The sequence below is a fragment of the Nonomuraea sp. B5E05 genome, from assembly GCF_039880665.1.
In the GTDB taxonomy this organism is placed as follows: domain Bacteria; phylum Actinomycetota; class Actinomycetes; order Streptosporangiales; family Streptosporangiaceae; genus Nonomuraea.
Genome location: NZ_JBDPMJ010000009.1, coordinates 243,231 through 265,915, shown reverse-complemented (window position 1 = coordinate 265,915; position 22,685 = coordinate 243,231). Strand labels below are relative to the sequence as shown.

20 protein-coding genes are annotated in these 22,685 nt (G+C 70.0%); 9 read left to right on the top strand and 11 right to left on the bottom strand.

The window, feature by feature from the left end:
• Position 1: 1 nt before the first annotated feature.
• Positions 2-598: an HD domain-containing protein gene (locus ABGB01_RS19345; protein ID WP_347774883.1), complete on the bottom strand. Its 597-nt coding sequence runs from the start codon at positions 596-598 to the stop codon at positions 2-4.
• A gap of 151 nt (positions 599-749) precedes the next feature.
• On the opposite strand from ABGB01_RS19345, the gene ABGB01_RS19340 reads away from it, so the two are divergent.
• Positions 750-2,402, top strand: coding sequence for a heparinase II/III family protein (locus tag ABGB01_RS19340; protein WP_347774881.1), 1,653 nt, complete (start codon positions 750-752; stop codon positions 2,400-2,402).
• 45 nt (positions 2,403-2,447) lie between these two features.
• Here the strand turns inward: ABGB01_RS19340 and cimA are convergent, their stop codons facing one another.
• Both cimA and ABGB01_RS19330 read right to left on the bottom strand, forming a co-directional pair.
• Positions 2,448-4,025, bottom strand: a complete 1,578-nt coding sequence (gene cimA / locus ABGB01_RS19335; RefSeq protein WP_347774879.1) for a citramalate synthase — start codon at positions 4,023-4,025, stop codon at positions 2,448-2,450.
• A 227-nt stretch (positions 4,026-4,252) separates the two neighbouring features.
• Positions 4,253-4,897, bottom strand: a complete 645-nt coding sequence (locus ABGB01_RS19330) for a thioredoxin domain-containing protein (protein WP_347774877.1) — start codon at positions 4,895-4,897, stop codon at positions 4,253-4,255.
• A gap of 56 nt (positions 4,898-4,953) precedes the next feature.
• On the opposite strand from ABGB01_RS19330, the gene ABGB01_RS19325 reads away from it, so the two are divergent.
• Both ABGB01_RS19325 and ABGB01_RS19320 read left to right on the top strand, forming a co-directional pair.
• Positions 4,954-5,598, top strand: coding sequence for an O-methyltransferase (locus ABGB01_RS19325; protein WP_347774876.1), 645 nt, complete (start codon positions 4,954-4,956; stop codon positions 5,596-5,598).
• Positions 5,599-5,676: 78 nt separating this feature from the next.
• Entirely contained in the window at positions 5,677-6,216 is a 540-nt protein-coding gene (locus ABGB01_RS19320) for a Uma2 family endonuclease (protein ID WP_347774875.1), read from the top strand.
• A gap of 34 nt (positions 6,217-6,250) precedes the next feature.
• On the opposite strand, the gene ABGB01_RS19315 is transcribed toward ABGB01_RS19320, so the two are convergent.
• The 3 genes from ABGB01_RS19315 to serA form a co-directional block, all read right to left on the bottom strand.
• On the bottom strand, positions 6,251-7,348 hold the full coding sequence (locus tag ABGB01_RS19315) for a branched-chain amino acid aminotransferase (RefSeq protein ID WP_347774874.1): 1,098 nt from the start codon (positions 7,346-7,348) through the stop codon (positions 6,251-6,253).
• A 209-nt stretch (positions 7,349-7,557) separates the two neighbouring features.
• On the bottom strand, positions 7,558-8,595 hold the full coding sequence (locus tag ABGB01_RS19310) for a 3-isopropylmalate dehydrogenase (protein WP_347774872.1): 1,038 nt from the start codon (positions 8,593-8,595) through the stop codon (positions 7,558-7,560).
• 537 nt (positions 8,596-9,132) lie between these two features.
• The gene (gene serA / locus ABGB01_RS19305; RefSeq protein ID WP_347774871.1) at positions 9,133-10,722 is read right to left on the bottom strand and encodes a phosphoglycerate dehydrogenase; all 1,590 of its coding nucleotides are present in this window, start codon (positions 10,720-10,722) and stop codon (positions 9,133-9,135) included.
• A 243-nt stretch (positions 10,723-10,965) separates the two neighbouring features.
• On the opposite strand from serA, the gene ABGB01_RS19300 reads away from it, so the two are divergent.
• The 5 genes from ABGB01_RS19300 to ABGB01_RS19280 all read left to right on the top strand — a co-directional run bounded on the left by ABGB01_RS19300 (position 10,966) and on the right by ABGB01_RS19280 (position 16,547).
• Positions 10,966-11,820 carry a hypothetical protein gene (locus ABGB01_RS19300; protein ID WP_347774870.1) on the top strand — a complete coding sequence of 285 codons (855 nt, stop codon included), beginning with the start codon at positions 10,966-10,968 and terminating at the stop codon, positions 11,818-11,820.
• A 93-nt stretch (positions 11,821-11,913) separates the two neighbouring features.
• On the top strand, positions 11,914-13,275 hold the full coding sequence (locus ABGB01_RS19295) for an MFS transporter (RefSeq protein ID WP_347774869.1): 1,362 nt from the start codon (positions 11,914-11,916) through the stop codon (positions 13,273-13,275).
• A gap of 121 nt (positions 13,276-13,396) precedes the next feature.
• Positions 13,397-13,945: a DUF1707 and FHA domain-containing protein gene (locus ABGB01_RS19290; RefSeq protein ID WP_347774867.1), complete on the top strand. Its 549-nt coding sequence runs from the start codon at positions 13,397-13,399 to the stop codon at positions 13,943-13,945.
• Positions 13,946-14,044: 99 nt separating this feature from the next.
• Positions 14,045-15,589, top strand: a complete 1,545-nt coding sequence (gene dacB / locus ABGB01_RS19285; RefSeq protein ID WP_347774866.1) for a D-alanyl-D-alanine carboxypeptidase/D-alanyl-D-alanine-endopeptidase — start codon at positions 14,045-14,047, stop codon at positions 15,587-15,589.
• A gap of 205 nt (positions 15,590-15,794) precedes the next feature.
• On the top strand, positions 15,795-16,547 hold the full coding sequence (locus ABGB01_RS19280; protein ID WP_347774864.1) for a CAP domain-containing protein: 753 nt from the start codon (positions 15,795-15,797) through the stop codon (positions 16,545-16,547).
• 159 nt (positions 16,548-16,706) lie between these two features.
• Here ABGB01_RS19280 and ABGB01_RS19275 read toward each other — a convergent pair whose 3' ends face one another.
• From ABGB01_RS19275 to ABGB01_RS19260, 4 genes are read right to left on the bottom strand one after another with little or no spacing between them, the layout of a single operon-like run.
• Positions 16,707-17,480 carry an ABC transporter permease subunit gene (locus ABGB01_RS19275; protein WP_347774863.1) on the bottom strand — a complete coding sequence of 258 codons (774 nt, stop codon included), beginning with the start codon at positions 17,478-17,480 and terminating at the stop codon, positions 16,707-16,709.
• Positions 17,477-18,226 (bottom strand): ABC transporter permease subunit, encoded by a 750-nt coding sequence (locus tag ABGB01_RS19270; RefSeq protein WP_347774862.1) that lies wholly within the window; start codon positions 18,224-18,226, stop codon positions 17,477-17,479. The genes ABGB01_RS19275 and ABGB01_RS19270 overlap by 4 nt, the downstream gene beginning before the upstream one ends.
• A complete protein-coding gene (locus tag ABGB01_RS19265) occupies positions 18,223-19,008 on the bottom strand; it encodes an ABC transporter ATP-binding protein (protein WP_347774861.1) in 786 nt (261 codons plus the stop codon). The genes ABGB01_RS19270 and ABGB01_RS19265 overlap by 4 nt, the downstream gene beginning before the upstream one ends.
• Positions 19,005-20,054: an ABC transporter substrate-binding protein gene (locus tag ABGB01_RS19260; RefSeq protein ID WP_347774859.1), complete on the bottom strand. Its 1,050-nt coding sequence runs from the start codon at positions 20,052-20,054 to the stop codon at positions 19,005-19,007. The genes ABGB01_RS19265 and ABGB01_RS19260 overlap by 4 nt, the downstream gene beginning before the upstream one ends.
• 217 nt (positions 20,055-20,271) lie before the next feature.
• Here ABGB01_RS19260 and ABGB01_RS19255 point away from each other — a divergent pair, with 217 nt between their 5' ends.
• Positions 20,272-21,453, top strand: coding sequence for an amidohydrolase family protein (locus ABGB01_RS19255; RefSeq protein ID WP_347774857.1), 1,182 nt, complete (start codon positions 20,272-20,274; stop codon positions 21,451-21,453).
• Here the strand turns inward: ABGB01_RS19255 and ABGB01_RS19250 are convergent.
• Positions 21,418-22,617 (bottom strand): helix-turn-helix domain-containing protein, encoded by a 1,200-nt coding sequence (locus ABGB01_RS19250; protein WP_347774855.1) that lies wholly within the window; start codon positions 22,615-22,617, stop codon positions 21,418-21,420. The two genes, ABGB01_RS19255 and ABGB01_RS19250, sit on opposite strands and share 36 nt — an antisense overlap.
• Positions 22,618-22,685 lie beyond the last annotated feature (68 nt).

The window sequence follows — 22,685 nt, the reverse complement described above, 5'->3', positions numbered from 1 at the left end:
CTCAGGCGTCGAGCGGGTTGCGCGCGATGCGGTCGATGATGCCGTCGCGGACGAACCCGCCGGCGAAGCTCGACGGCTTGCGCGCGCCCTGGTCGGCGATGCACGCACCGAACTCCTTGGCGATCTCCAGCCGCGGATGGCGGGCAAGCACCTCGGCGCGCACCTTCTCAGGGATCTCGTCGGTGCGCCGGCCCGAGATGTCCATGCCGGTCGAGAGCTCCAGCAGGTGGCCCTCAGGGTCGTCCGCCACCGGCACCTCGGCCCACATGTGCCGGATGATCACCTCGGCCGCGCGTTCCCTGCGCTCCGGCGACCAGCCGGCGCCGGCGCAGAAGGCCCAGGCCACGTGGCCGCCCGCCTCTTCGAACGGCACCGTGTGGCTGTCGTACTCGGCGACCAGGCCGATGTCGTGCAGCATGGCCGCCACGTACAGCAGCTCGGCGTCGAAGGCGATGGAGTGCGCCTGCCCGTGGGCGGCGGCGAACAGGTAGGCCCGGATCGAGTGGTTGAGCAGCGAGGGCGTGTGGTAGCGCGTGGCCACTTCGAGTGCCCCGCGGCAGGCGGGCGTGTCGGGGATCACCAGGTCGTCGAATCTCACGGCTTCAGCATCTCCTTCTCCGCACCGCTCCGCCAGCCGGAGCACCGGCGCAACATCGAGCGGCTAACGAATCGGACACTCGGCTTGACCCGGTGATCGCGGGGGCGAAAGCATGTGCCGCCCTCATTGTTCTGTCGCGGAAGGAACTGGCGTGCGCCGGTTTGCGCTACCTCTTGCCCTCACGCTCACCCTCGGCGGGTTAGCCGGCCCCGCTCAGGCCCATCTCCAGGCCGGCGCCCAGGCCGACGGGGTGACCCGCACCGCGGAGTGCCAAGGCGACTGGCTGCCCGGCACGCCCACGGCCAACGACGTCATGAAAGGCGAGATCTCGCTGGTCGGGTTGCCGGTGTACAAGATCGGCAAGAAGGTCGACTGGTCGGCCAGCCCGTACAGGAACCGCTCGTGGGAGTACGTGTTCCAGTCGCTGCGCTGGATGGGCACGCTGGTCGTCGAGTACGAGAACACCGGCGAGCAACGCTACCTGGATCGTGCCACCGAGATCACCAAGGACTGGGTGGCGAAGAACAAGCGGGGGGCGCGCGGCACCAAGCCGTACGTGTGGAAGGACCACCCGGTCTCGCTGCGCACGCAGCCGCTGCTCTGCCTCAGCCGGCACGTCAACGCCGCCTGGCTGAAGGACAGCCTGGCCGACCACGCCAAGCTCCTGTCGGACCCCCGGCTGTACAAGAAGGGCCACAACCACGGCATCGACCAGGACATCGCGCTCCTCGGGATCGGCTGCAGGTACGGCCGTACGGACTGGGCGAACCTGGCCTCCCGCCGGCTCACCGGCACGGTGAAGCTCGACGTCGACAGCCAGGGCGCGCTCATGGAGCAGGCCCCGCGCTACGCGGTCTACGTGTACGGCCGGCTCCAGGTCGCGATGACCGGCATGAAGGCGTGCAAGCGGAAGGTGCCCGGTGAGATCACCAGGCGGGCCGAGGCGCTGAAGGACTTCGTCGCCCACGCGACCATGCCCAACGGCTACATGGTGCCCATCGGCGACGGCAGCGCCGACACCGAGCCGAAGATGGAGACGGGGACGCCGAAGCAGGAGGTCAGGACCTACCGCGCCGGGTACGTGTTCGGCCGCACGGCCTGGGGCGAGAAGGAGTCGGCGTACTACTCGATCCGGTTCGGGCCCGGCATGAAGTACCACGGCCACGAGGACCACCTGGGCGTGACCTACTACGCGAAGGGGCGCGACATCCTGGTGGACGGCGGTTTCCACTCGTACGAGAAGAGCGCCTACCGCTACTGGACGCTCTCCCCCGAGGCGCACAACGTGCCCACGGTGGCGGGCGGCAAGTTCCGGCCCCGCACGCCGAGCAAGCTGGTCAAGACTTCCTACGGCAAGGACCGGCAGGCGTTCAGGCTGACGGACAAGGCGTACGGCGCGAGCCGCACCAGGTCGGTGCTGGTGAACCACGGCGACGACCTGATGGCGGTGCTGGACACCGCCTCCGGCGGCAAGAAGGTCAGGAACGTGTGGCGTTTCGACCCGTCGCTGAAGCTGGTCTCGAAGGGCGGCGGCAAGGTGGTGCTGGGCGACGGGAACTTCAAGGTCACGCTGCTGCAGTTGTCGTCGTGCGACCGGGTCGGCGGGCAGAAGGTGGAGCGCGGCGGCAAGCTGGGCTGGGTCTCGCCGACGTACCTGTCGAAGAAGCGCACGAACGTCGTGGTCTCGCCGTCGGCCAGGTCGCTGCTGACGGTGATCGTGCCGGGCACCGACTCGCCGAAGGTGTCGTGCTCCGGCGGGAAGGTCACGGTCGAGGGCGTGTCGTTCCGTTCCGGCCTGCTCTAGTGACGGGCGCAGGGGGCTCCGGGCCCCCTGCGCCGGTCGGTCACGTCAGGAGACGTCCCGGCCCGCGCGGAGCAGGCCGTACGTCACCGCCTGCTCCAGAGCCTGCCACGAGGCGTCGATGATGTTTTCGGCCACCCCGACCGTGGCCCATTCGGAGGTCTCGTCGCTGGAGGTGATGAGGACCCGCGTGATGGCGTCGGTGCCGTGGGTGCCTTCGAGGATGCGGACCTTGTAGTCGACCAGCTCCAGTTTCGCCAGCTCGGGGTAGAGCTGCTCCAGGCCCAGGCGCACCGCCTTGTCGAGGGCGTTGACGGGGCCGTTGCCCTCGCCGGTGGCGACGATGCGCTCGCCCTTGGCGTGCAGCTTGACGGTGGCCTCGCTGACCAGCTCGCCGCCCTTCGTGCGCTCGACGATGACGCGCCAGGACTCCACCTCGAAGTGCCGCCTGCGGGAGCCGTGCAGGGTGTCGCGCAGCAGCAGCTCGAACGACGCGTCGGCGGCCTCGAACGTGAAGCCCTTGGACTCGAGGTCCTTGACCCGCTCGACGAGGGTCTTGGTGGTGTCGGGGGTGAGCTCGTAGCCCAGCTCCCTGCCCTTGAGCTCGACGGAGGCCCGGCCCGCCATGTCGGAGACGAGCATGCGCATGTCGTTGCCGACGGCGGCGGGGTCGATGTGCTGGTAGAGGTTGGGGTCGACCTTGATGGCGCTGGCGTGCAGGCCCGCCTTGTGGGCGAAGGCGGAGGCGCCGACGTAGGGGGCGTGGGAGTTGGGCGTGACGTTGGTGACCTCGGTGATCGCGTGGGCGATGCGGGTCATGTCGGCCAGCGCCTCCCGCGGCACCAGGTCGAAGCCGCGTTTGAGCTGGAGGTTGGCCACGACGGTGAAGAGGTTGGCGTTGCCGGAGCGCTCGCCGTAGCCGTTGGCGCAGCCCTGCACGTGGGTGGCGCCGGCCTTGACCGCGGCCAGGGTGTTGGCGACGGCGCAGCCCGTGTCGTCGTGGCAGTGGATGCCGACGCGGGCGCTGGTCTGGACGGCCTCGTGAACGATCTCGGCGAGCTCGTCGGGGAGCATGCCGCCGTTGGTGTCGCACAGGGCGATGACGTCGGCACCGGCTTCGGCGGCGGTCCTGAGGACCTCCAGCGCGTAGGCTGGGTTGGAGGTGTAACCGTCGAAGAAGTGCTCGGCGTCGAGGAAGACTCGCTGTCCCTCCGCACGAAGGTGAGAGACCGTGTCGCGGATCATCGCGAGGTTCTCCTGGAGAGTCGTGCGGAGGGCCAGCTCCACGTGCCGGTCGTGGCTCTTGGCGACAAGGGTCACGACCGGCGCGCCGGATTCGCGCAAAGCGGCCACCAAAGGGTCGTCGGCTGCCTTCACACCGGCCCGGCGGGTCGCGCCGAACGCGGCTAGTTGCGCGTGTTTCAGGTCGAGCTCTGTTCGAGCCTGCCTGAAGAACTCTGTGTCCTTGGGATTGGCGCCCGGCCAGCCTCCTTCGATGAAACCCACGCCCAGGCCGTCCAGCTGCCGCGCGACGGCGATCTTGTCGGCGACGGTGAGGTTGAGCCCCTCCTGTTGCGCGCCGTCACGCAGCGTCGTGTCGTATACGTGGAAACGGTCGTCGGCCATGGGTGATCTCTTCTCTCCGGAAGGCTCGCGCTGGGTGTGGTCTTTTCTGGAAAACAAAAAGACCCCTCACGGACGTGAGAGGTCTGCGCGCTGGCGGTGTCCTTTGTCAGCCAGCGCGCCTGCCGATAATGAGCAGACCGTAGAACATGATGCTCACCAGTCTGCCATACGGATTCACCATCTGGCACGCGGGTCTCACCGAGTGGACACCCGTGTCGTGCGGGGCGTCATACGACGACGCCGTCACCGCCGGTGATGGCGCGTTCGAGCGCGGCCGCGTCGAACACCTCGTTGCCGAGCATCCGGCCGTCGAGCAGCACGGTCGGCGTGCCCCGGATGCCCGCCTTCGCCGTCTGCTCCAGGTGCGCCTTCGCGTACGCCTGCGACCGGACGCACTCGTCCACCACCGCGCCCGCCTTCCTGGCCGCCCCGGCCAGCTCCTCGACGGTGAACCCTGAGGCCACGCCGTGCGGCGCGGGCTGCATGGCGTACAGCTGGTCCCTGAAGGCCAGCCAGTTGTCCTCGGGGACGCAGCGGGCGGCCGCGGCGGCGCGGATGGAGTTGGAGCGCATGGGCTCGGCCCTGAAGATCGTCACCGGGTGGAACACGATCTTCACCTTGCCCTCCCTCGCCAGGCGCTGAAGCATGCCGTCCACGGCGTCGTGCATCTGCTTGCACACGGGACAGTCGAAGTCTTCGTACAGGTCGAGCACGGGTGCCTGGCTCGACCGGTCCGCCAGGACCATGGACCCGTCCGCCTGCCGGGTCAGCCGCACCTCGCCGGACGACGCGCCCGGCTCCGCGAACGCCAGCACCCCGATAACGGCGATCACCGCGCAGGCGATCGCCACCGCCACCAACCGCTTCACCATGCCACTCTCATCTCGTTGATCGCGCAGACCCTATCGGAAACCGAAACAATGGCGGCATGAAGACATACCTTCTTGACGCTGACATCGCGCGATACGTATTCGAGCACAGCACGCCGCCCGATCCCCTGCTGGAGAGGCTGGTGAAGGAGTCGGCGGAGGCGACCGGAGAAGACGCGGTCAAGCAGATCTCACCCGACCAGGGCGGCTTCCTCACCATGATCACACAGATCATGGTGCCCCAGGTGGCCGTGGAGGTGGGAACGTTCACCGGCTACTCGTCCGTGTGCATCGCCCGCGGGTTGTCCGGCGGGCGGCTGCACTGCTTCGACGTGAGCGAGGAGTGGACGTCCATGGCGCGCCGCTACTGGCAGGAGGCCGGCGTCGCCGACCGGGTGACGCTCACCCTCGGACCCGCCCTGGAGACGCTCGCCGCGTTCGACGAGACGATCGACCTGGCCTTCCTCGACGCCGACAAGGAGAACTACCCCGGCTACTACGAGCTGCTCATCAGCCGCATGCGGCCCGGCGGGCTGCTGGTCGCGGACAACACGCTGCGCCGGGGGCACGTCGCCGATCCCGCGCGCGACGAGGCCACGACGGTGCACATCCGCCGGTTCAACGACCTGGTGATCAGGGATCCGCGGGTGACGGTCTACATGCTGCCCGTCGCGGACGGGATGACCATGATCAGGAAGAGATAGCCATACCACCGAATCGCCGCCCGGCGCGGGCGCCAGGCCCTACGCTTGGTGATCCCGTGACTACAAGAGGACGGCGGCATGGTCAGGCCACTCGAAGAGCGTTTCCGTACGGCCCGCGACTTGTTTCCCGAATATCGGGTGGAGACGGTCAAGGGGCGCATCGTGGTGAACGAGTCCGGCACCTGGCAGCACAACACGATCCTCTTCCGGCTGCTGCTGCAACTGGCCGGCGCGGCGGCCGGGCGGGGCTGGGAGATCTGGCCCAACATCACCGTCTATCTCGGCGAGCACGCCGACCGGTACGTCCCCGACCTGACCGTGGTGCCCGCCTCCCCGAGGATGCACGAGGAGCACGCCGTGCACGGCGACGCGACGCTGCTGCTGGCCGACGTCGTCTCGGCCGGCAGCGGCTACGACGACTATTACGTCAAACCCTGCGGCTACGCCCCCGCCGGGGTGCCGCTTTACCTGGTGATCGACCCGTTTCAGCGGTCGGTCAAGCTCTTCTGCGACCCCTCCCGCGGAACCTATGCCACGGAGATCGTGGTGGCCGCCGGCGAGCCGCTGCCGCTGCCCGATCCGTGGGGGCTCGCCGTCGACACGGCACGGCTGATGTGACCCCCGGGAGCGCCGCTCCCGGGGGATCACCCGACTAAACGATCTTGTGCACCCAGTGGTGGGAGTCGGGGCGGGAGCCGTACTGGATGCCGACCAGTTCGTCGCGCACCCGCATGGTGACCGGCCCGGGGGCGCCGTCGGCCACCGTCCAGGAACGGTCGGCGCCCTTGACGGTGCCGACCGGCGTCACCACGGCCGCCGTCCCGCACGCGAACACCTCCGTGAGCTCGCCCGACTCGCAGCCCGCCTGCCACTCCTCGACCGAGAGGAGCCGCTCCTCGGTCTCCAGGCCGAGGTCGCCGGCCAGTTGCAGGATCGAGTCACGGGTGATGCCGGGCAGCAGGGTGCCGGTCAGCGCCGGCGTGACGAGCTTGTCGCCGAAGACGAAGAACAGGTTCATTCCGCCCATCTCCTCGACGTACCTGTGCTCGTGGGCGTCCAGCCACACCACCTGGTCGCAGCCGTTCTCCACCGCCTGCCGCTGCGCCACGAACGCGGCCGCGTAGTTGCCGCCGCACTTGGCGAAGCCCGTGCCGCCGGGGGCGGCGCGGGTGTACTCGGTCGAGAGCCAGACCGAGACCGGCTTGAGCCCGCCGGTGAAGTAGGAGGCCGCGGGAGAGGCGATGACCATGTACTTGTAGGACTTGGACGGGTAGTTGACGCCGAGCCCCGCCTGCGTGGCGATCATGAAGGGCCGCAGGTAGAGGCTGTGCCCCTCGGTCGTCGGCACCCATTCCCTGTCGGTCTGCACGAGCAGCTCCAGCGATTCGACGAACGTCTCCTCGGGCAGCTCGGGCATGGCCATGCGGGCCGCGGAGCGGTTGAAGCGGCCCGCGTTCGCGTAGGGGCGGAAGGCCACGATCGAGCCCGTGGTCTGCCGGTAGGCCTTGAGCCCCTCGAACAGCTCCTGGGCGTAGTGGAAGACCGACGTGGCCGGGTCGAGGGAGAGCGGCCCGTACGGCATGAGCCGGGCGTCGTGCCAGCCCTCACCCTCGGTGTAGTCGATCGAGATCATGTGGTCGGTGAAGGTCTGCCCGAAACCGGGGTTCGCCAGTACCTGCTCCCGCTCGGCCGCGGTGCGAGCGTGGTCGGATAGCTGCACGTCGAAGCTGAGCTTCTGAGCGATGGTCATGACGGCGGTCCTTCTCTCTGCGAATCTACGAACGGGGGCCGCTGAAGTGCGGTGTGAAGCAGTGCCGCCCCGAAAAGAGCAGCCCGTACTTCCTATTGTCTCGCTATATGGGATGGCAAGCGGCCGTTGGGGTGGTCAGGCCGTTGGCACACCAAAAAGCGCCTGGCGGTCCGTGTCGGATCGCCAGGCGCTCGCGGGGCTAGGCGGTCCTAGCCGGATACTCGCGCGGTGATGTCGTCACCGATCTCGTGGGTGCCGCGGCCGGGACGCCGCTCGGCGATGTCGGCGGCGACCGCCTGCTCGACCCTCGCCGCCTCCGCGTGCAGGCCGAGGTGGTCGAGGAGCATCGCGACGGACAGGATGGTCGCGGTCGGGTCGGCCTTGCCCTGCCCGGCGATGTCGGGGGCGCTGCCGTGCACCGGCTCGAACATGCTGGGCGCGGTGCGCTCGGGGTTGATGTTGCCGCTGGCCGCCAGGCCGATGCCGCCCGCGATGGCCGCGCCGAGGTCGGTGATGATGTCGCCGAACAGGTTGTCGGTGACGACCACGTCGAAACGCTCGGGCTGGCTCACGAAGAACATCGAGGCCGCGTCGATGTGGGCGTAGTCGGTGGCGACGTCGGGGTAGTCGCCGGCCACGCGGTCGACCGTGCGCTGCCACAGGTCGCCGGCGTAGGTGAGGACGTTGGTCTTGTGGACCAGGGTGAGCTTCTTGCGCGGCCGGGACCGCGCCTTCTCGAACGCGTAGCGCACCACGCGCTCGACGCCGTGGGCGGTGTTGAGCGACTCCTGTGTGGCGATCTCGTGGGGCGTGCCGCGCCGCATGACGCCACCGGTGCCTGCGTAGAGGCCTTCGGTGCCCTCACGAACGACGATCATGTCGATGTCGTCGGCCGACGAGCCGGCCAGCGGCGTCCGCACGCCGGGGAACAGCTTGACCGGGCGGAGGTTGACGTAGTGGTCGAACGCGAAGCGGAGCCGCAGCAGCAGGTCGCGCTCGAGGACGCCGGGCGGCACGCTGGGGTCGCCGACCGCGCCGAGCAGGATCGCGTTGTAGCCGCGCAACTCCTCGAGCACCGCGTCGGGCAGAGTCTCTCCGGTGCGGTGATAGCGGGCTGCCCCAAGGTCGTAGTGGGTGGGCTCGATCTTGGTGCCCACGGCCTCCAGGACCTTGAGTCCTTCGGCCACGACCTCGGCGCCGATGCCGTCACCCGGGATGACGGCCAAGCGGATGTTACGCGACTCCATGGGTGGTTACCTTACCGGCTCGTCTCGACTGACGAACACATCATCTCAGCTTGCGGACGGATCGGCGGCCTGGGCACGCGGGAGCGCCCAGGCCACGTCCTGAGCTAGCGGCCGGAACTCTGCGGGGCGCCGCCGTTGTCCCTGCGGTCCAGCGCGGTCTGCAGGGCCTCGGCGGCCTCGTCGTCGTGTTCTTCCGCACGGTTCCAGGCATACATCTCGTACATGTGACTCATCTCATTTCGCGGATGCGTTCCGATGGAAAGCCGGACTCCGGTCACGAATCCGGGCGAGTCTGCTCTCGTGGTCCGGGTCACGGACCGGGAGGAAGGGTCTGACGGCCGACGCAGCGCCACTCACCGCGGCGAGTCGTCGACCTGCCCTAACAGGCCCCGCCGCGGCAGGTAATAAGTACGAGCACCTGGCGCATCTCCGCTACAGTACCTCAGCCGTCTCGTTGGACGTCCTACTATCTTGCATGCTGAGACGCGAAAGGCCGCCGCCCCCTGCGGGACGGCGGCCTCGTACGACCGGGGAGGGTCAGTCCTCCAGGTCCACCGAGCGGCCGCTCTCGGCGCCGATCTCGGCCACGATCTGGTCGACCACGTCGGCCGGGATCGCGGTGTCGACGGTCAGCGCGATGAGCGCCTTGCCACCCTTGACCGACCTGGCCACCTGCATCGAGGCGATGTTGATGCCGTGCTCGCCGAGGAGGCGGCCGACCACGCCCACGATGCCGGGACGGTCGGTGTAGGTGAAGAACGACAGGTGGGCCGTCGGCTCGATCTCCATCTCGTAGCCGTTGACCTCGACGATCTTCGTGATCTGGCGAGGGCCGGAGAGCGTGCCCGACACCGAGACGTGGCGGCCGTCGGCCAGCACGCCCCGCACGGTCACCACGTTGCGCCAGTCGGGGCTCTCCGAGCTGGTCACCAGCTCGACGTTCATGCCGCGGTCCTTGGCCAGCAGCGGCGCGTTGACGTACGTGACCTGCTCCTCGATCACGTCGGCGAACACGCCCTTCAGCGCGGCCAGCTCGATCACCCGGACGTCCTGCGCGGCGATCTCGCCCCGCACCTCGACGTCGAGCTTGGTCGCGACCTCGCCGGCCAGCGCGGTGAACACCCGGCCGAGCTTCTCGGCCAGCGGCAGGCCCGGCTTGACGTCCTCGGCCACCACGCCGCCCTGGACGTTGACCGCGTCGGGGACGAACTCGCCCGCCAGCGCCAGCTTCACGCTCCGCGCGACCTGGGTGCCGGCCTTCTCCTGGGCCTCGTGCGTGGAGGCGCCCAGGTGCGGCGTGGCGACGACCTGGTCGAGCTCGAACAGCGGGCTGTCGGTGCACGGCTCCTTGGCGTACACGTCGAGGCCGGCCCCCGCGACCCGCCCCTCCTTGATGGCCGAGTAGAGGGCTGCCTCGTCGACGATGCCGCCGCGGGCGACGTTGACGATGCGCACGTTGGGCTTGACCTTGTGCAGCTCGTCGTCGCCGATGAGCCCGACCGTCTCCTTCGACTTCGGCAGGTGCACGGTGATGAAGTCGGCCTGCTTGAGCACCTCGTCGAGGCTCAGCAGCTTGACGCCCATCTGCGCGGCGCGGGCCGGCGGCAGGTAGGGGTCGTAGGCGATCAGTTCGACGCCGAACGGCTGCAGGCGCTGGGCCACGAGCTGGCCGATCTTGCCGAGGCCGAGGATGCCGACGACCTTCTCGTCGAGCTCGACGCCGGTGTACTTCGACCGCTTCCACTCGCCGTTCTTCAGCGCGGCGTGCGCCTGGGCCGTGTTGCGCGCGCTGGCCAGGATGAGCGCGAGGGTCTGCTCGGCGGCGCTGGTGATGTTGGAGGTCGGCGCGTTGACGACCATGACACCGGCCTTGGTGGCGGCCTCGACTTCGACGTTGTCGAGGCCGACGCCGGCGCGGGCGACCACGCGCAGCTTGGGCGCCGCGGCGATGGCCTCCGCGTCGACCTGCGTGGCGGAGCGGACGATCAGCGCGTCCACGCCGGCGAGTGCGGGCAGCAGCTGGGAACGGTCGGCGCCGTCGGTGTGGCGGACCTCGAAATCAGCGCCGAGCACGGCGAGGCCGGCCTCGGACAGCTCCTCTGCGACCAGAACGACGGGCTTGTTCACGGGTGTGGATCCTCCGGGACAGGCGGGCTTCGGGGGACTCGTCACACGTCCGGCCCCCCGACGGTCCCACAGAGTCTAACGGTCGCTTGTGAACGCGTTCACGAGGGACCCATGATGTAGGACAGGGGCGGCCGTACCCACCGGGCGGCAAACTCATCCATATCGCGGCCGTCTTTGTCTTGATCGGGAGATTTCTTCGCCATTAGCCTGATAAGCCGTGGCCGACTACCTATGGTTCGTCATATGAGCATCGGGAATCCTGCGCTTGCCGACGTGCTCGCCCAGCATGGCACCCCCCATCGCCTGCTGGGCGCTCTCGCCGACGGTGGAATCCTGGTGGCAGTGCGAACAGACCGTTCAGTCGTCCTGGGGACGACGCAAGCCGGTGACCGGGTCCTGCTCGGCTACACCGGCCCTGCCACCTATGCCAGGCACCGCGGCAGCCATTCCCTGTCGGCGTGTGACGCCGACACCATCCTGGACATCCAGCGCGTCACCGGCGTGCGGGAGATCGTGATCGACGCGGCCGGACCAGCCGCCGCGGCCGTGCCCATCGACGATCTCCAGCGCTTCCTCACCTCGACGCGCAGCGGACCGACGCCCGTGCTGTCGGGGGCGGCCCCCGCCGCCTACGCCACGGGCGCCATGGCCACCGTCTCGCGCGGTGCCGCGCTGGCCCAGGTCGCACCGCCCTCCACCCAGGCGCCCGCGTTCCCGTGGGTGCCCGCGCCCCGGCCGCACCTGTCGGGGCCCATGCAGCAGGTGGATCCCGGCTACCGGCGGTGCACGCACCCGATCCTGCCCGCGCTGCGGCAGGCGATCGCGCAACTGCTCATGGACTTCCCGCTCGTGCACCACGTGTGGATCTCCGAGGCGAGCACCGCGTCCGGCGCCCCCGGCATCATGCTGCACGTGAAGGTGCACATGTCCGCCGCCGAGGACGTCGTACGCGACCTGCACCGCCTGGTGCGGGCCCGGCTGCCGCAGTTCGCGGCGTCCGGCGCGCCGATCCTCATGGCCAGGGTGGCCGACACGCACAGCGAACGCCGGATGATCGAGATCGGTGCGCACGTGGTGTGCGCCGACGTCCGCGACTGACCCACGCGCGACGGGCCCGGCCGATCCGGGCCCGCCTCGCCGCGCCGGAACTGGGCCCTACCGAACAACGCTCTGCTGGGCTTCAATGAGGGCATGATCGCACCGGCGGCGAGCGTCTCCACGGTCCCCCGGGGCGTACGCGTCGGCTACGGTGTGGGGTCGTTCTGCACCGCCACCGTGGGCGCCGTGCCCGGGCTGCTCCTGCTGTACTACATGACGAACTTCCTGGCCGTTCCCGCGTGGCTGGCCGGGGTGGTCGTGACCGCGCCCAAGGCCTGGGACCTCGTGATCAATCCGCTGGTCGGCCGCTGGTCCGACCGGACCAGATCGCGGCTCGGCCCGCGCAGGCCCTGGCTGCTCGCCGGCGCCTGCACGCTGCCGATCGCGTTCTTCCTGGTCTTCGCCGGCCCGCCGCTGACCGGCGTGCCCGCCGCACTGTACGTCGGGGTGTGCTTCCTGGCCACGGCGACGGCGTACGCGCTGTTCGAGGTGCCGTACAAGGCGATGCCCGGCGAGATGACGCACGACTACCACGAACGCACCTCGCTGCTCCAGTGGCGGATGATCTTCATTGGCGCGGCCACCGCCATCAGCGGCGTGCTGGCCCCGGCGATCGTCACCAGCCAGGGCGGCGACGGCACCCTCGGCAGCTACCGGCTGATGGCCGCCACGATCGCGGCCATCCTGCTGGTCTCGATGCTGGGCTCGTTCTTCGGCACCGCCCGCGCCCCCATGACCGGCGCGCCCGAGCCCGACCGGGGCGGGTGGCGGGAGCAGTTCGCGGCGATCAAGGGCAACGCGCCGTTCCTCTGGATCACGGCGCTGGCCTGCACGCAGATGCTGGCCGTCAGCATGATGCTGGCGGCGGCGCCGTACTTCGCCACCTACACGATCGGCACGCCGGACGCCACGCAGACGCTGTTCGCGGCGCTGGTCGGCCCGATGCTGCTGACGATGCCGCTGTGGGTGCGGTTGTCCAAGCGGTTCGACAAGCGCGGCGCGATGGTGCTGGCCGCGTTGATGTTCGGGGGCGGCACCGCGGCGGCGATGGCGACCCCGATCTTCGGCTCGTTGTACGCGCACATGACGATCCTCGTCGTCGGCGTGGGCATCGCGGGCGTGCAACTGCTGCTGTTCTCCATGCTGGCGGACGTGATCGCGGTGGACGCGGCGAAGACCGGCAAGCGCAGGGCGGGCGTGCTGACCGGGTTGTGGACGGCCATCGAGAGCGGGGTCAGCTCGTTCGGCGCGCTGATCTTCGGCGTCATCCTGTCGCTCGGCGGCTTCATCGAGTCCGAGCCGAGCAGGCCGGTCGAGCAGCCGGAGAGCGCGGTGACCGCGGTGCTCATCGGGCAGACCACGGTCCCCGCGCTGATCATCCTGGCGTCGGTGGTGATGACGCTGAGATACCGCCTCGCGCCACCCGGCGCGCCGGAACCGGACGCGTCCGCGTGACGGACCCGGCCGCACGGCGTGCCTGGTCAACGTGGGTGACAGCCATGCGCGCGCGGGACGGTCATCACCACCGATCCGCGTATTCTGGACAGGGAGCGCGGTTCAGGCCGATACTCGCTACATGAGCTCCACGCTTCCGCCCTTTCGTGCCTCGGATGGGGAACGCGACCGTGCGATCGACGAGCTCAGAGATCGCGCCGTAGAGGGGCGCATTTCCCACGACACGTTCGTGGGCCGGGTCGACCAGGTGCTCAGAGCGCAGAACCGCCACGAGCTCGACGAGGTGGTGGCCGACCTGCCGCGGCGGGCGACGCTCAGGCAGCGGCTGACCGACGCGGTGGCGTCGGTGTCGGAGTTCACCACCAGGGTGCAGTCGGCGTGGCGGCGGCCGCGGCTGCCCCGGCTGGCGCTGCCCGACGACGACCGGCTGCGTTACGTGGTGGGCAGGGGGTCGGCCTGCGACCTCGTGCTGTCGGACCTGACGGTCTCCCGCGTGCACGCCGAGCTGCGGCGCGAGAGCGACGGGTGGCTGCTGGTCGACCTTGGCTCGCTCAACGGCACCCGGCTCAACGGGTGGCGGCTGGTGGGGCCCGCCCGGGTCAGGTCGGGTGACGAGATCTCGTTCGGAGACTGCGGTTTTCTGCTCACGTCGGGTTTGCCGTCGATGTGAGCGCTCGCGCATTCTCCAATAAATACGGATATTTGCGGATTACAGGCTGACGGTGCTGCTCCATGCTGCAGGCGATCCCCCAGTCTTATTGGAGACCCCATGCGGCGCACCTCAGCATCCCTCGTCGCGGGCGCGCTCGTCGCGGCCCTCGCGTGGGCGTCCAGCCCTTCCTCACCAGCCGTCGCGCTCGACCCCTCGGTGGGTGTGGCCGACCTGACCCAGGACCTCAACCAGATCCTCAGCGACTCGCGGCTCACGATCGCCAGGGCGGGCGTCGTCGTCAAGAGCGCGGAGAGCGGCGAGGAACTGTACGCCACCGACGCCGGCAAGCTGCTGATCCCGGCGTCCAACACCAAGCTGTTCACCTCGGCCGCGGCGGCCGAGACGCTCGGGCTCGACTACCGCTTCACCACCAGCGTGCTGAGCACCGGGCGCAAGGCCGGCAAGGTGCTGACCGGCGACCTGGTGCTGCGCGGCACCGGCGACCCGACCATGCTGGCCGAGGACTACGACGCGCTGGCCGCCAAGGTGGCCGGCGTCGGCGTCAAGGTCGTCACCGGCAAGCTCGTGGCCGACGACACCTGGTTCGACGCGCGGCGGCTCGGCAACGACTGGGCCTGGGACGACGAGACCGCGTACTACGCGGCCCCGATCTCGGCCCTGACCGCCTCCCCCGACAAGGACTACGACGCCGGCTCGGTGATCGTCGCGGTGACGGCCGAGAACGGCAAGGTCAAGGTGACCACCACGCCCGACACCGGCTACCTGAAGATCGTCAACCGGGCGACGGCGGGCTCCGAGACCGACGTGCTCATCGAGCGGCAGCACGGCACCCGCACCGTCGTGATCACCGGTACGGTCGCGGACCCGTACCAGGAGTGGGTGGCCGTCGACGACCCCACGGCCTACGCCTCCTCCCTCTTCCGTGAATCGCTGACCAGGCACGGCGTCAAGGTGCTCGGCCGCACGGTGAGCGGCGCGGCGCCCGAGGGCGCCAAGGAGCTGGCCGCGCACGAGTCGATGACGCTGGGCGAGCTGCTGGTGCCGTTCATGAAGCTGAGCAACAACATCCACGCCGAGATCCTCACCAAGGCCATGGGCCGCAAGGCGGCGAACCAGGGCACGTGGCCGGCCGGGCTCAAGGTCACCACCGACTTCGCCAAGGCCAACGGGGCGCAGGTGATCAACATGCGTGACGGCTCGGGACTGTCGCGCCGCGACGGCTTCTCGCCCGGCTCGATCGTGCAGTTCCTGTCGGCCGTACGCGGCAAGCCGTGGTTCGACACCTGGTACGAGTCTCTGCCCGTCGCGGGCAACGCCGATCGTTTCGTCGGCGGCACGCTGCGCAGCCGGATGCGCGACACCGCCGCCGCGGGCAACGTGCACGCCAAGACGGGCTCGTTGACCGGGGTCACGGCGTTGTCCGGCTATGTCACCAGCGCCGACGGCGAGCCGCTGATCTTCTCGATCATGCTGAACCAGTACCTGTCGGGCTCGCCGAAGGACATCGAGGACAAGATCGCCGTACGCCTCGCCCAGTTCTCCCGTACCTCGGCGGGCGGTGACCCCGTCCAGCTCCGCGCCACGGACCCGGGCCCGGCGGGCGACCTGGAGTGCTCCTGGCTGAAGCCCGCGCAGTGCTGATCATCTTGCGCTGATCATCTTGCGCTGATCATCGTGGGGTGAATGCGGCGGCCTCCTGACGCGCAGGGGGCCGCCGCGGTTTACCCCGATAAGGCAGGCTGCATCACGATTCAGCCACTTGGAGCGGTCTTTTCAGGACATAGCCGACCCTGGAGCGCCAGAATGCGGTTCGACCTTGTGTGAAACCGCCGACCCGGAGGAGAGAATGCGCAGACAGCTCAAGGCATGGGCCTGCCTCGGGAGTCTGGCGGCACTGACCTTCCCCGCACCGGCCGCGCAGGCGGCCACGAGCGCGCAGGCCTGCCGGGTGGCCGCGGCCAAGCCCGCGCTCTCCCACGGCTTCGTCCGCGGCACGGCCACCAGGGCGGGCTGCTCCGGCAAGGCACTGCTCCGGGTACGCGTCGCGATGGCCGTGCCGGGCCCCGACCGGGTCGTCAAGAGCGGCTCCAGGACCGTCAGGACCGGCTCGGTCACCGCGCAGGTGCGCTGCACCACCACCCCGCGCACCTACTACGTGATCGCGCTCGACGCCAAGGGGCACAAAGCCAGGTCGCGCACGGTACGGCTGGCGTGCGGCGAGTTCGCCTCGGCGACCGAGGAGGCGCTCGTCAAGCTCACCAACAAGGCGCGGGCCGGGAACGACTGCAAGCCCCTGGCCCACGACCCCAGGCTGCACCTCGCGGCCGAGCGCCACTCGGCGGACATGGCGGCCAAGGGGCGTCTCAGGCACACCTCAGGCGGGCGCGCGTTCGCGGAGCGCATCAAGGCGGTCGGCTTCTCCTACAGCCTGATCGCCGAGAACGTCGCCATGGGCTACCCCGCCGCCGCCACGGTGCTCAAGGACTGGCTGAAGAGCCCAGGTCACCGCAAGAACATCCTCAACTGCTCGTTCACCCACATCGGCGTCGGATACAGCGCCGAGAAGCAAGCCTGGACCCAGATCTTCGCCGCCCGCTGAAACTCCGCTCAAGCCCTGCTGAAGCCAAGGGAGCGTCGGGCTTCACCGGCCTCAGCGCCGGTTCCCACCGCACGCCCACACGCTCCCCTCCTGGCGGGCCCGGCCGCGCCTCCCCCCCGCACAAAGGACCGCGGCCGGGCCCGCATCCTCCCTCCGGTGTCAGGCCCGGTCGGAGAAGCGGGCCAGCACCAGCGACTCGACCACGCCGACGACCGCGTACGCGAGGATCGACACGGTCGTGACCACCACGATGTCCGCCCACACCTCGTCGTAGCGGAACCCGCCGATCGCGCGCAGGATCTCCGCGCCGATCCCCTCGCCGGTGGCCAGCCATTCGGCGATGAGCGCGCCGATGATCGAGGCCGGCACCGAGATCCTGGCCGAGGCGAAGACCGCGGGCATCGCCGTCGGCACGGCCACCTTGCGCAGGACGGTCATGCGGGTGCCGCCGTAGGCCATGACCAGGTCGGTGGCCTGCGGCGAGGCCGATCTCAGCCCGAAGACGATGTTGACCAGCGCGGGGAAGAACACCACGATGCCGCCGATGACGGCGACGCCCACCAGGTCCCTGCCGAAGATCAGCGTGATGAGCGGCGTCATCACCACGAGCGGCACCGAGCGCAGCAACATCGCGACCGGCATGAACGTCTGCTCCACGGTCCTGAACAGCACGAACGTGACCGCGACGGCCATCGCGGCGACCATCCCCGAGGCGAACCCGATGGCGGCGTCCCTGACGGTGATGCCCAGCGCGCCGAACACGGCCTCGCGGTGGGCCGCCGACGCGGTCAGGTAGTCCCACACCTGGGGCGGGCGCTTGCCGACGAGCGGGCTGATGCCGAACGCCTCCAGCGCCAGCCACCACGCGGCCACGACGATGACCACACAGGGCGCGAGCGGCCCGACGACCCGCAGGATGGTACGGCCGATCACTGCGCCTCGCCTTTCGACCACGGGGTGACCACGCGGGCGACGAGCGCGACGACGGCGTACCCGAGACCGGCGATCAGCCCCGCCACGAGCGCCAGTCCCCATGTCCGCGGCACCTGGAACTGCTGCTGCGAGATCATCAGGGAGACGCCGAGCCCCTGGTCGTTGCTGCCGAGATATTCGCCGATGATCGCGCCGAGCAGCGCGGAGGGCGCGGAGATCCGCAGACCGGCGAACGTGCTGGGCAGGGCCGAGATGACCTGCACGTAGCGGAGCCTGGCCAGGCGGCCGCCGCCGTAGACGGTGACGAGGTCGAGGCCGGCCTGGTCGGCGGAGCGCAACCCGAGCAGGGCGCCGATGAGCGTGGTGAAGAAGACGGAGATGGCGGCCAGGAACACCACGGTGGCCTCGCCGCCGAAGACGACCAGCACGATGGGGCCGATGGCGAGCAGCGGGACACAGTAGCTGATCACGGCGAGCTGGGTGGCGACGGCTTCGAGCCGGGGCACGAGCAGCACCAGCAGCGCCACGCCGATGGCCAGCCCGTTGCCCCACAGGAAGCCCTGCGCCGCCGCGGACACGGTGGCGATGACGTTGGGGCCGTAGAAGGCCCACCCGTCGTCGCCCATCCCGGCCAGCACGGCCCACGGCGTGGGCACCGCTCCGCCGCCGGCGAACACCGTCACGGCCAGCAGCCACCACACCGCGACCAGGGCGACGACGCCGGCCAGCCCCTGCGCCCTTCTCATGAGCCGTGCCCGAACAGCAGGTCGCTGAGGTGGTCGTGCAGGGCGTGGAACTCCGGCGTGCGCATCATGCCGGGCGTGCGCGGGCGCGGCAGGCCGATCTCCACCAGCTCGACGATCCGGCCGGGGCGCGGGCTCATGACGGCGACCACGTCCGACAGGAAGATCGCCTCGCCGATCCCGTGGGTGACCATCAGCGTGGTGGCGGGCTTCTCCGTCCAGATGCGCAGCAGCTCCAGGTTGAGCCGCTGCCTGGTCATGTCGTCGAGGGCGCCGAACGGCTCGTCGAGCAGCAGCACGCTGGGCTTGACGACGAGCGCGCGGGCGATGGAGACACGCTGGCGCATGCCGCCCGAAAGTTCGGCGGGCCTGGCCTTCTCGAACCCTTCGAGGCCGACCAGCTTGATCAGGTCGTCGATGACGCCGGGCTCGGGCCTGATCCCGGCGACCTCCAGCGGCAGCCGGATGTTGGCGGCGACGCTCCGCCAGGCCAGCAGGGCCGAGTCCTGGAAGGCGATGCCGAGGTGGTGGCTCCTGCGCAGCTCGGCGGGCGTCTCGCCGTTCACCCGGATCTCGCCGCTGGTGGGCTGCTCCAGCCCGGCGAGCATGCGCAGCACCGTCGACTTGCCGCAGCCGGAAGGGCCGAGCAGCGACAGGAACGAACCCTTCGGCGTACGGAGGTCCACGCCGTCGACGGCGGTCAGGCCCTTGCCGAACGTCTTGCTCAGCCCGGTGACGCTGATGCCGGCGCCGTGCGCATCGATGGCCTCGACCGAATCGCTCATGACAGCTTCAGGCTCGGGTCGGCCTTGTAGACCTCGTCCAGGACGGTCAGGTCGAACAGTTGCTCGGCCTTGATGGTCAGGCCCGCCTTGGCCAGCGAGGCGATGTTCTGCTCGATCAGCTCGGGCGTCATCGTGAACAGGCCGTTGGCCTTGACGTCGGGGGTGACGACGAGCTCGTTCTGCATCTTGGCCTCCTCGGTCTGCTCCTTGACGTCGAGGTTCTGGTCCTTGCCGTAGACGGTGGCGGCCAGCTCGGCCGACTTGGCCGGGTCGGCGACGGCGTCCTTCCAGCCCTTGATCTCGGCGGTCAGGAACGCCTTGAGCTTGTCGCGCTCGTTGTCGATGGTCTCCTGGGTGACCGTGAACGTCTCGGCGACCAGCGGCAGGCCGGCGTCGGCGAGCAGCAGGTGGGTGGCGTCGTGGCCCTCCATCCTCAGCCGTACGGGGCCGCTGGTGACGAAGCCGACGTAGCCGTCGAGCTGCCCGGAGGTCAGCATCGAGGGGTCGGACTGGAACGGCACCCGCGTCACGCTGCCCTCGTCGATGCCGTTGGCCTTGAGCAGCGCGTTCCAGACCAGCTCGTTGGAGTCCTGGACGCCGATCTTCTTGCCGGCCAGATCCTTGGCGCTCTCGATCGGGTTCTTGCTCAGGGAGATGATGGCGAACGGGTTCTTCTGGAAGGTGGCGCCGACGATCTTCAGCGGGGCGCCCTGCAGCACGGCGGGGGCGGTGATGGTGGGCGCGGACAGGCCCGCCCAGCAGCGCCCGGTGGCCAGTCCCGACTCGACCGAGGTGCCGGAGCCGCCGCCCGACAGCAGCTCGACCTGGGAGAACCCGGCAGCCTTGTAGTAGCCCTTGCTGTCGGCGAAGTATTCGCCGGCGAACTCGACGTTCTTCTTCCAGGAGAGCTGGAGCTTGACCGAGCCCAGCCCGCCGCCGGATGAGGAACCGGCCGGCGAGCCGCTGTCGCCGCAGGCGGCCAGACCGAGCGCCAGACCGGCCAGGCCTGTCGTCCGCAGGAACGCGCGACGGTCGAAGGTAGCCATGATTCTCCTTGAGCGGCCGTGAAGGTGCAGGTCAGGACGTTATCTACCGATTATTACCATCAAGTGACGGTATTTTCGGACTTCTGGCCGGGCGGACGGCCGTCGCGCGGGATGGCGGAAAAACCGCTGGCGGCCCCTGTAGGTCCCTACGAGAGCGGGGGACGAGGACCGTAGATCCCTCCAGCGGCCCCAGGGCTCCGGTAGCGTCGGGCGGGAAATGAGACTCGACGGAATCCCCCTTTGGGACGGTACCGAACTTCGCGGCCCTGTCGATCTGAGCTGGGAGCCCGACCGGATCATCGACGTGAGCCCCGCCGCGCCACGCCACGACGACCTGTGCGTCATCCCCGGCCTGGTGGACACGCACGTCCACCTGATCGGCCACGCCGGCCCCGGCGACCCGCCCGACTTCGCGACGTGGCCGCTGGTCACCACGCGCGACGAGCAGGTGCTGCACGGCGTGGCCCACGCCCAGCGGGCCATGCGGCACGGCGTCACGACACTGCGCGACCTGGCGGGCGACGAGGCCCAGGTCGCGCTGCGCCGGGCCTTCGACGCCGGGGTGCTGCAGGGGCCGCGCCTCCAGGTGCACGGCGTGGTGGGGATGACCGCCGGGCACAACGACCTGTTCGTGCCGCCCGCCTCGCCTCAGCGCAAGCCCACGGCCGACGGGCCCGACGAGTGCCGCAAGCTCGTACGCACCTGGGCCAGGGCCGGCATGGACGGCATCAAGCTCACCACCAGCGGCGGCGTGCTGTCGATCGGCGACAGGAACGCCTGGCGCAACTACACCCGCGCCGAGATCAGAGCCGTCGTGGACGAGGCGCACGCGCTCGGCATGCCGGTGGCCTCCCACGCCCATTCCGAGGAGGGCATCCGGGTGGCCGTCGAGGAGGGCGTCGACTCGATCGAGCACGGCACCCTCATGAGCACCGACCTGGCCGAGGTCCTGGCCGCCCGCCGCACTCCCGTGGCCCCCACGCTGCTCATCAACGAGGCCATCGCCGAAGGCCGCGTCCCGGTCACCCCCGAGGCCAGGGCCAAGGCCGCCGAGCTCGTCGCCACCCGTGACGTGCTGCTCGCCCAAGCGGCCGCGCTCGGCGTGCGGTTCGTGCTGGGCACCGACGCGAACGGCCACCACGTGCAGTTCGGCGACCAGCTCGCCGAGGTCCGCCACATGGCCGGGATCCTCGGCATGGACGCGGCGTCGGCGCTGCGCGCGGCCACCTCGGACGCGGCCGACTCGATCGGCATTCCCGTGGGCAGGATCGCGCCCGGGCTGGGCGCCGACCTCATCGTGCTGCGCGGCCGGCCGTGGGAGCGCATCGGCGACCTGGCCACCGGCAACATCGTGGCCGTCGTGTCACGGGGCGCCGTCGTCGCGGGCGGGCTGCCCTGACCGCAGCGCCAGGTAGAGGTCCGTACGGTCGCGCATCGACGACATGCGCCGGCCGGTGAGCTCCTCGATCCGCTGCATCCGGTAACGCAGCGTGTTGACGTGGACGTACAGCTCGTCGGCCGTGCGCTGCCACGATCCGCAGGTCTCCAGGAAGAGGTCGAGCGTGCGCAGCAGCTCGGAGCCGTGCCGCGCGTCGTAGTCCTCGACGGGCGCCAGCAGGCGGTCGCGGAACGACCTGCGCACGCCGGCCGGCAGCGAGGCCAGCAGCAGGTCGAAGCTGTCGATGTCGGCCACCGACATGATCGACACCGGCCCGGGACCGCCCCTGGCCGACTCCATGCCGCGCCTGGCCGTCTCCAGCGCCTCGCCGAGCTGCGACACGCTGGCCGCCATCTCGCTGATGCCGGCCGCGATGCTTACTCCCGAGCGTGTCCCCAGGCTCATCTCCCGGCTCGTTCCCGGGCTCGTCTCCCGGCTCACTCCCCGCCCGGCGACCAGCCCGCGCAGCTCGTCGGCCAGGCTCTTGCGCGAGGCCCGGCCGTTGACCAGCACGATCGCCTCGCGCGGCGTGCCGCCGACGATCAGGTGCCGCCCTTTCCTCGCCAGGCCCTCGTGCAGCAACTCCGGCAGGTCGAGCTCGGGGCCGCCGGTCTGGGTGACCGCCATGGCCGCGGTCGGCAGGCCGGGGTCGGCGCCGAGCAGCCGCATATGCGCCGAAACCTCGCCGGGCGGGATCTGGCCGAGGACGTCGAGCAGCGTCTGCGCCCTGACCCGCTCGGCCCTGCGCTGCTCGGCGGCGAACCCCTCGACGGTCACCACCTCGGTGATCGTGCCGAACGACTGGTCGGGAGCGGCCAGCAGCAGCGGCAGCCGGCGCAGCTCGCACGCCTTGACCAGCTCCCGCGGCAGCTCGCCGAGCACGATCAGGCCCACGACCAGGCCGGCGGCGTCGCTGGCCCACAGCGCGTCGGCGAAGCGCTCGCAGTCGGACGGCTCGGTGTACCAGACGCCGCTGGTCAGCACCAGGTCGCCGGGCCGCAGGTAGCGGCGGGGGTCGGGCAGGTCGGTCGGGTAGGCGCGCCGGATCTCGCGGTCGAGTGCGGCACCACCTGTCACCAGCGTCAGCCGCAGGTCGTCGCGTGCGAGCAGATCCGCCAGCCTCATGAAATCCGATGGTATGCCAGGCCGCACGGACGGCCGCCGGGGTGCCTACCACGGACGGGAGCGGCGCG

Bases quoted from the DNA above. Each gene is read 5' to 3' on its own strand.
- ABGB01_RS19325 (WP_347774876.1), top strand. From the start codon at position 4,954: ATGAAGACATACCTTCTTGACGCTGACATCGCGCGATACGTATTCGAG.
- ABGB01_RS19280 (WP_347774864.1), top strand. From the start codon at position 15,795: ATGCGCAGACAGCTCAAGGCATGGGCCTGCCTCGGGAGTCTGGCGGCA.
- ABGB01_RS19295 (WP_347774869.1), top strand. From the start codon at position 11,914: ATGATCGCACCGGCGGCGAGCGTCTCCACGGTCCCCCGGGGCGTACGC.
- ABGB01_RS19310 (WP_347774872.1), bottom strand. From the start codon at position 8,595: ATGGAGTCGCGTAACATCCGCTTGGCCGTCATCCCGGGTGACGGCATC.
- ABGB01_RS19315 (WP_347774874.1), bottom strand. From the start codon at position 7,348: ATGACCATCGCTCAGAAGCTCAGCTTCGACGTGCAGCTATCCGACCAC.
- ABGB01_RS19330 (WP_347774877.1), bottom strand. From the start codon at position 4,897: ATGGTGAAGCGGTTGGTGGCGGTGGCGATCGCCTGCGCGGTGATCGCC.
- cimA (WP_347774879.1), bottom strand. From the start codon at position 4,025: ATGGCCGACGACCGTTTCCACGTATACGACACGACGCTGCGTGACGGC.
- ABGB01_RS19270 (WP_347774862.1), bottom strand. From the start codon at position 18,226: ATGAGAAGGGCGCAGGGGCTGGCCGGCGTCGTCGCCCTGGTCGCGGTG.
- ABGB01_RS19260 (WP_347774859.1), bottom strand. From the start codon at position 20,054: ATGGCTACCTTCGACCGTCGCGCGTTCCTGCGGACGACAGGCCTGGCC.
- ABGB01_RS19250 (WP_347774855.1), bottom strand. From the start codon at position 22,617: ATGAGGCTGGCGGATCTGCTCGCACGCGACGACCTGCGGCTGACGCTG.
- ABGB01_RS19320 (WP_347774875.1), top strand. From the start codon at position 5,677: ATGGTCAGGCCACTCGAAGAGCGTTTCCGTACGGCCCGCGACTTGTTT.
- ABGB01_RS19255 (WP_347774857.1), top strand. From the start codon at position 20,272: ATGAGACTCGACGGAATCCCCCTTTGGGACGGTACCGAACTTCGCGGC.
- dacB (WP_347774866.1), top strand. From the start codon at position 14,045: ATGCGGCGCACCTCAGCATCCCTCGTCGCGGGCGCGCTCGTCGCGGCC.
- ABGB01_RS19300 (WP_347774870.1), top strand. From the start codon at position 10,966: ATGAGCATCGGGAATCCTGCGCTTGCCGACGTGCTCGCCCAGCATGGC.
- ABGB01_RS19265 (WP_347774861.1), bottom strand. From the start codon at position 19,008: ATGAGCGATTCGGTCGAGGCCATCGATGCGCACGGCGCCGGCATCAGC.
- ABGB01_RS19290 (WP_347774867.1), top strand. From the start codon at position 13,397: ATGAGCTCCACGCTTCCGCCCTTTCGTGCCTCGGATGGGGAACGCGAC.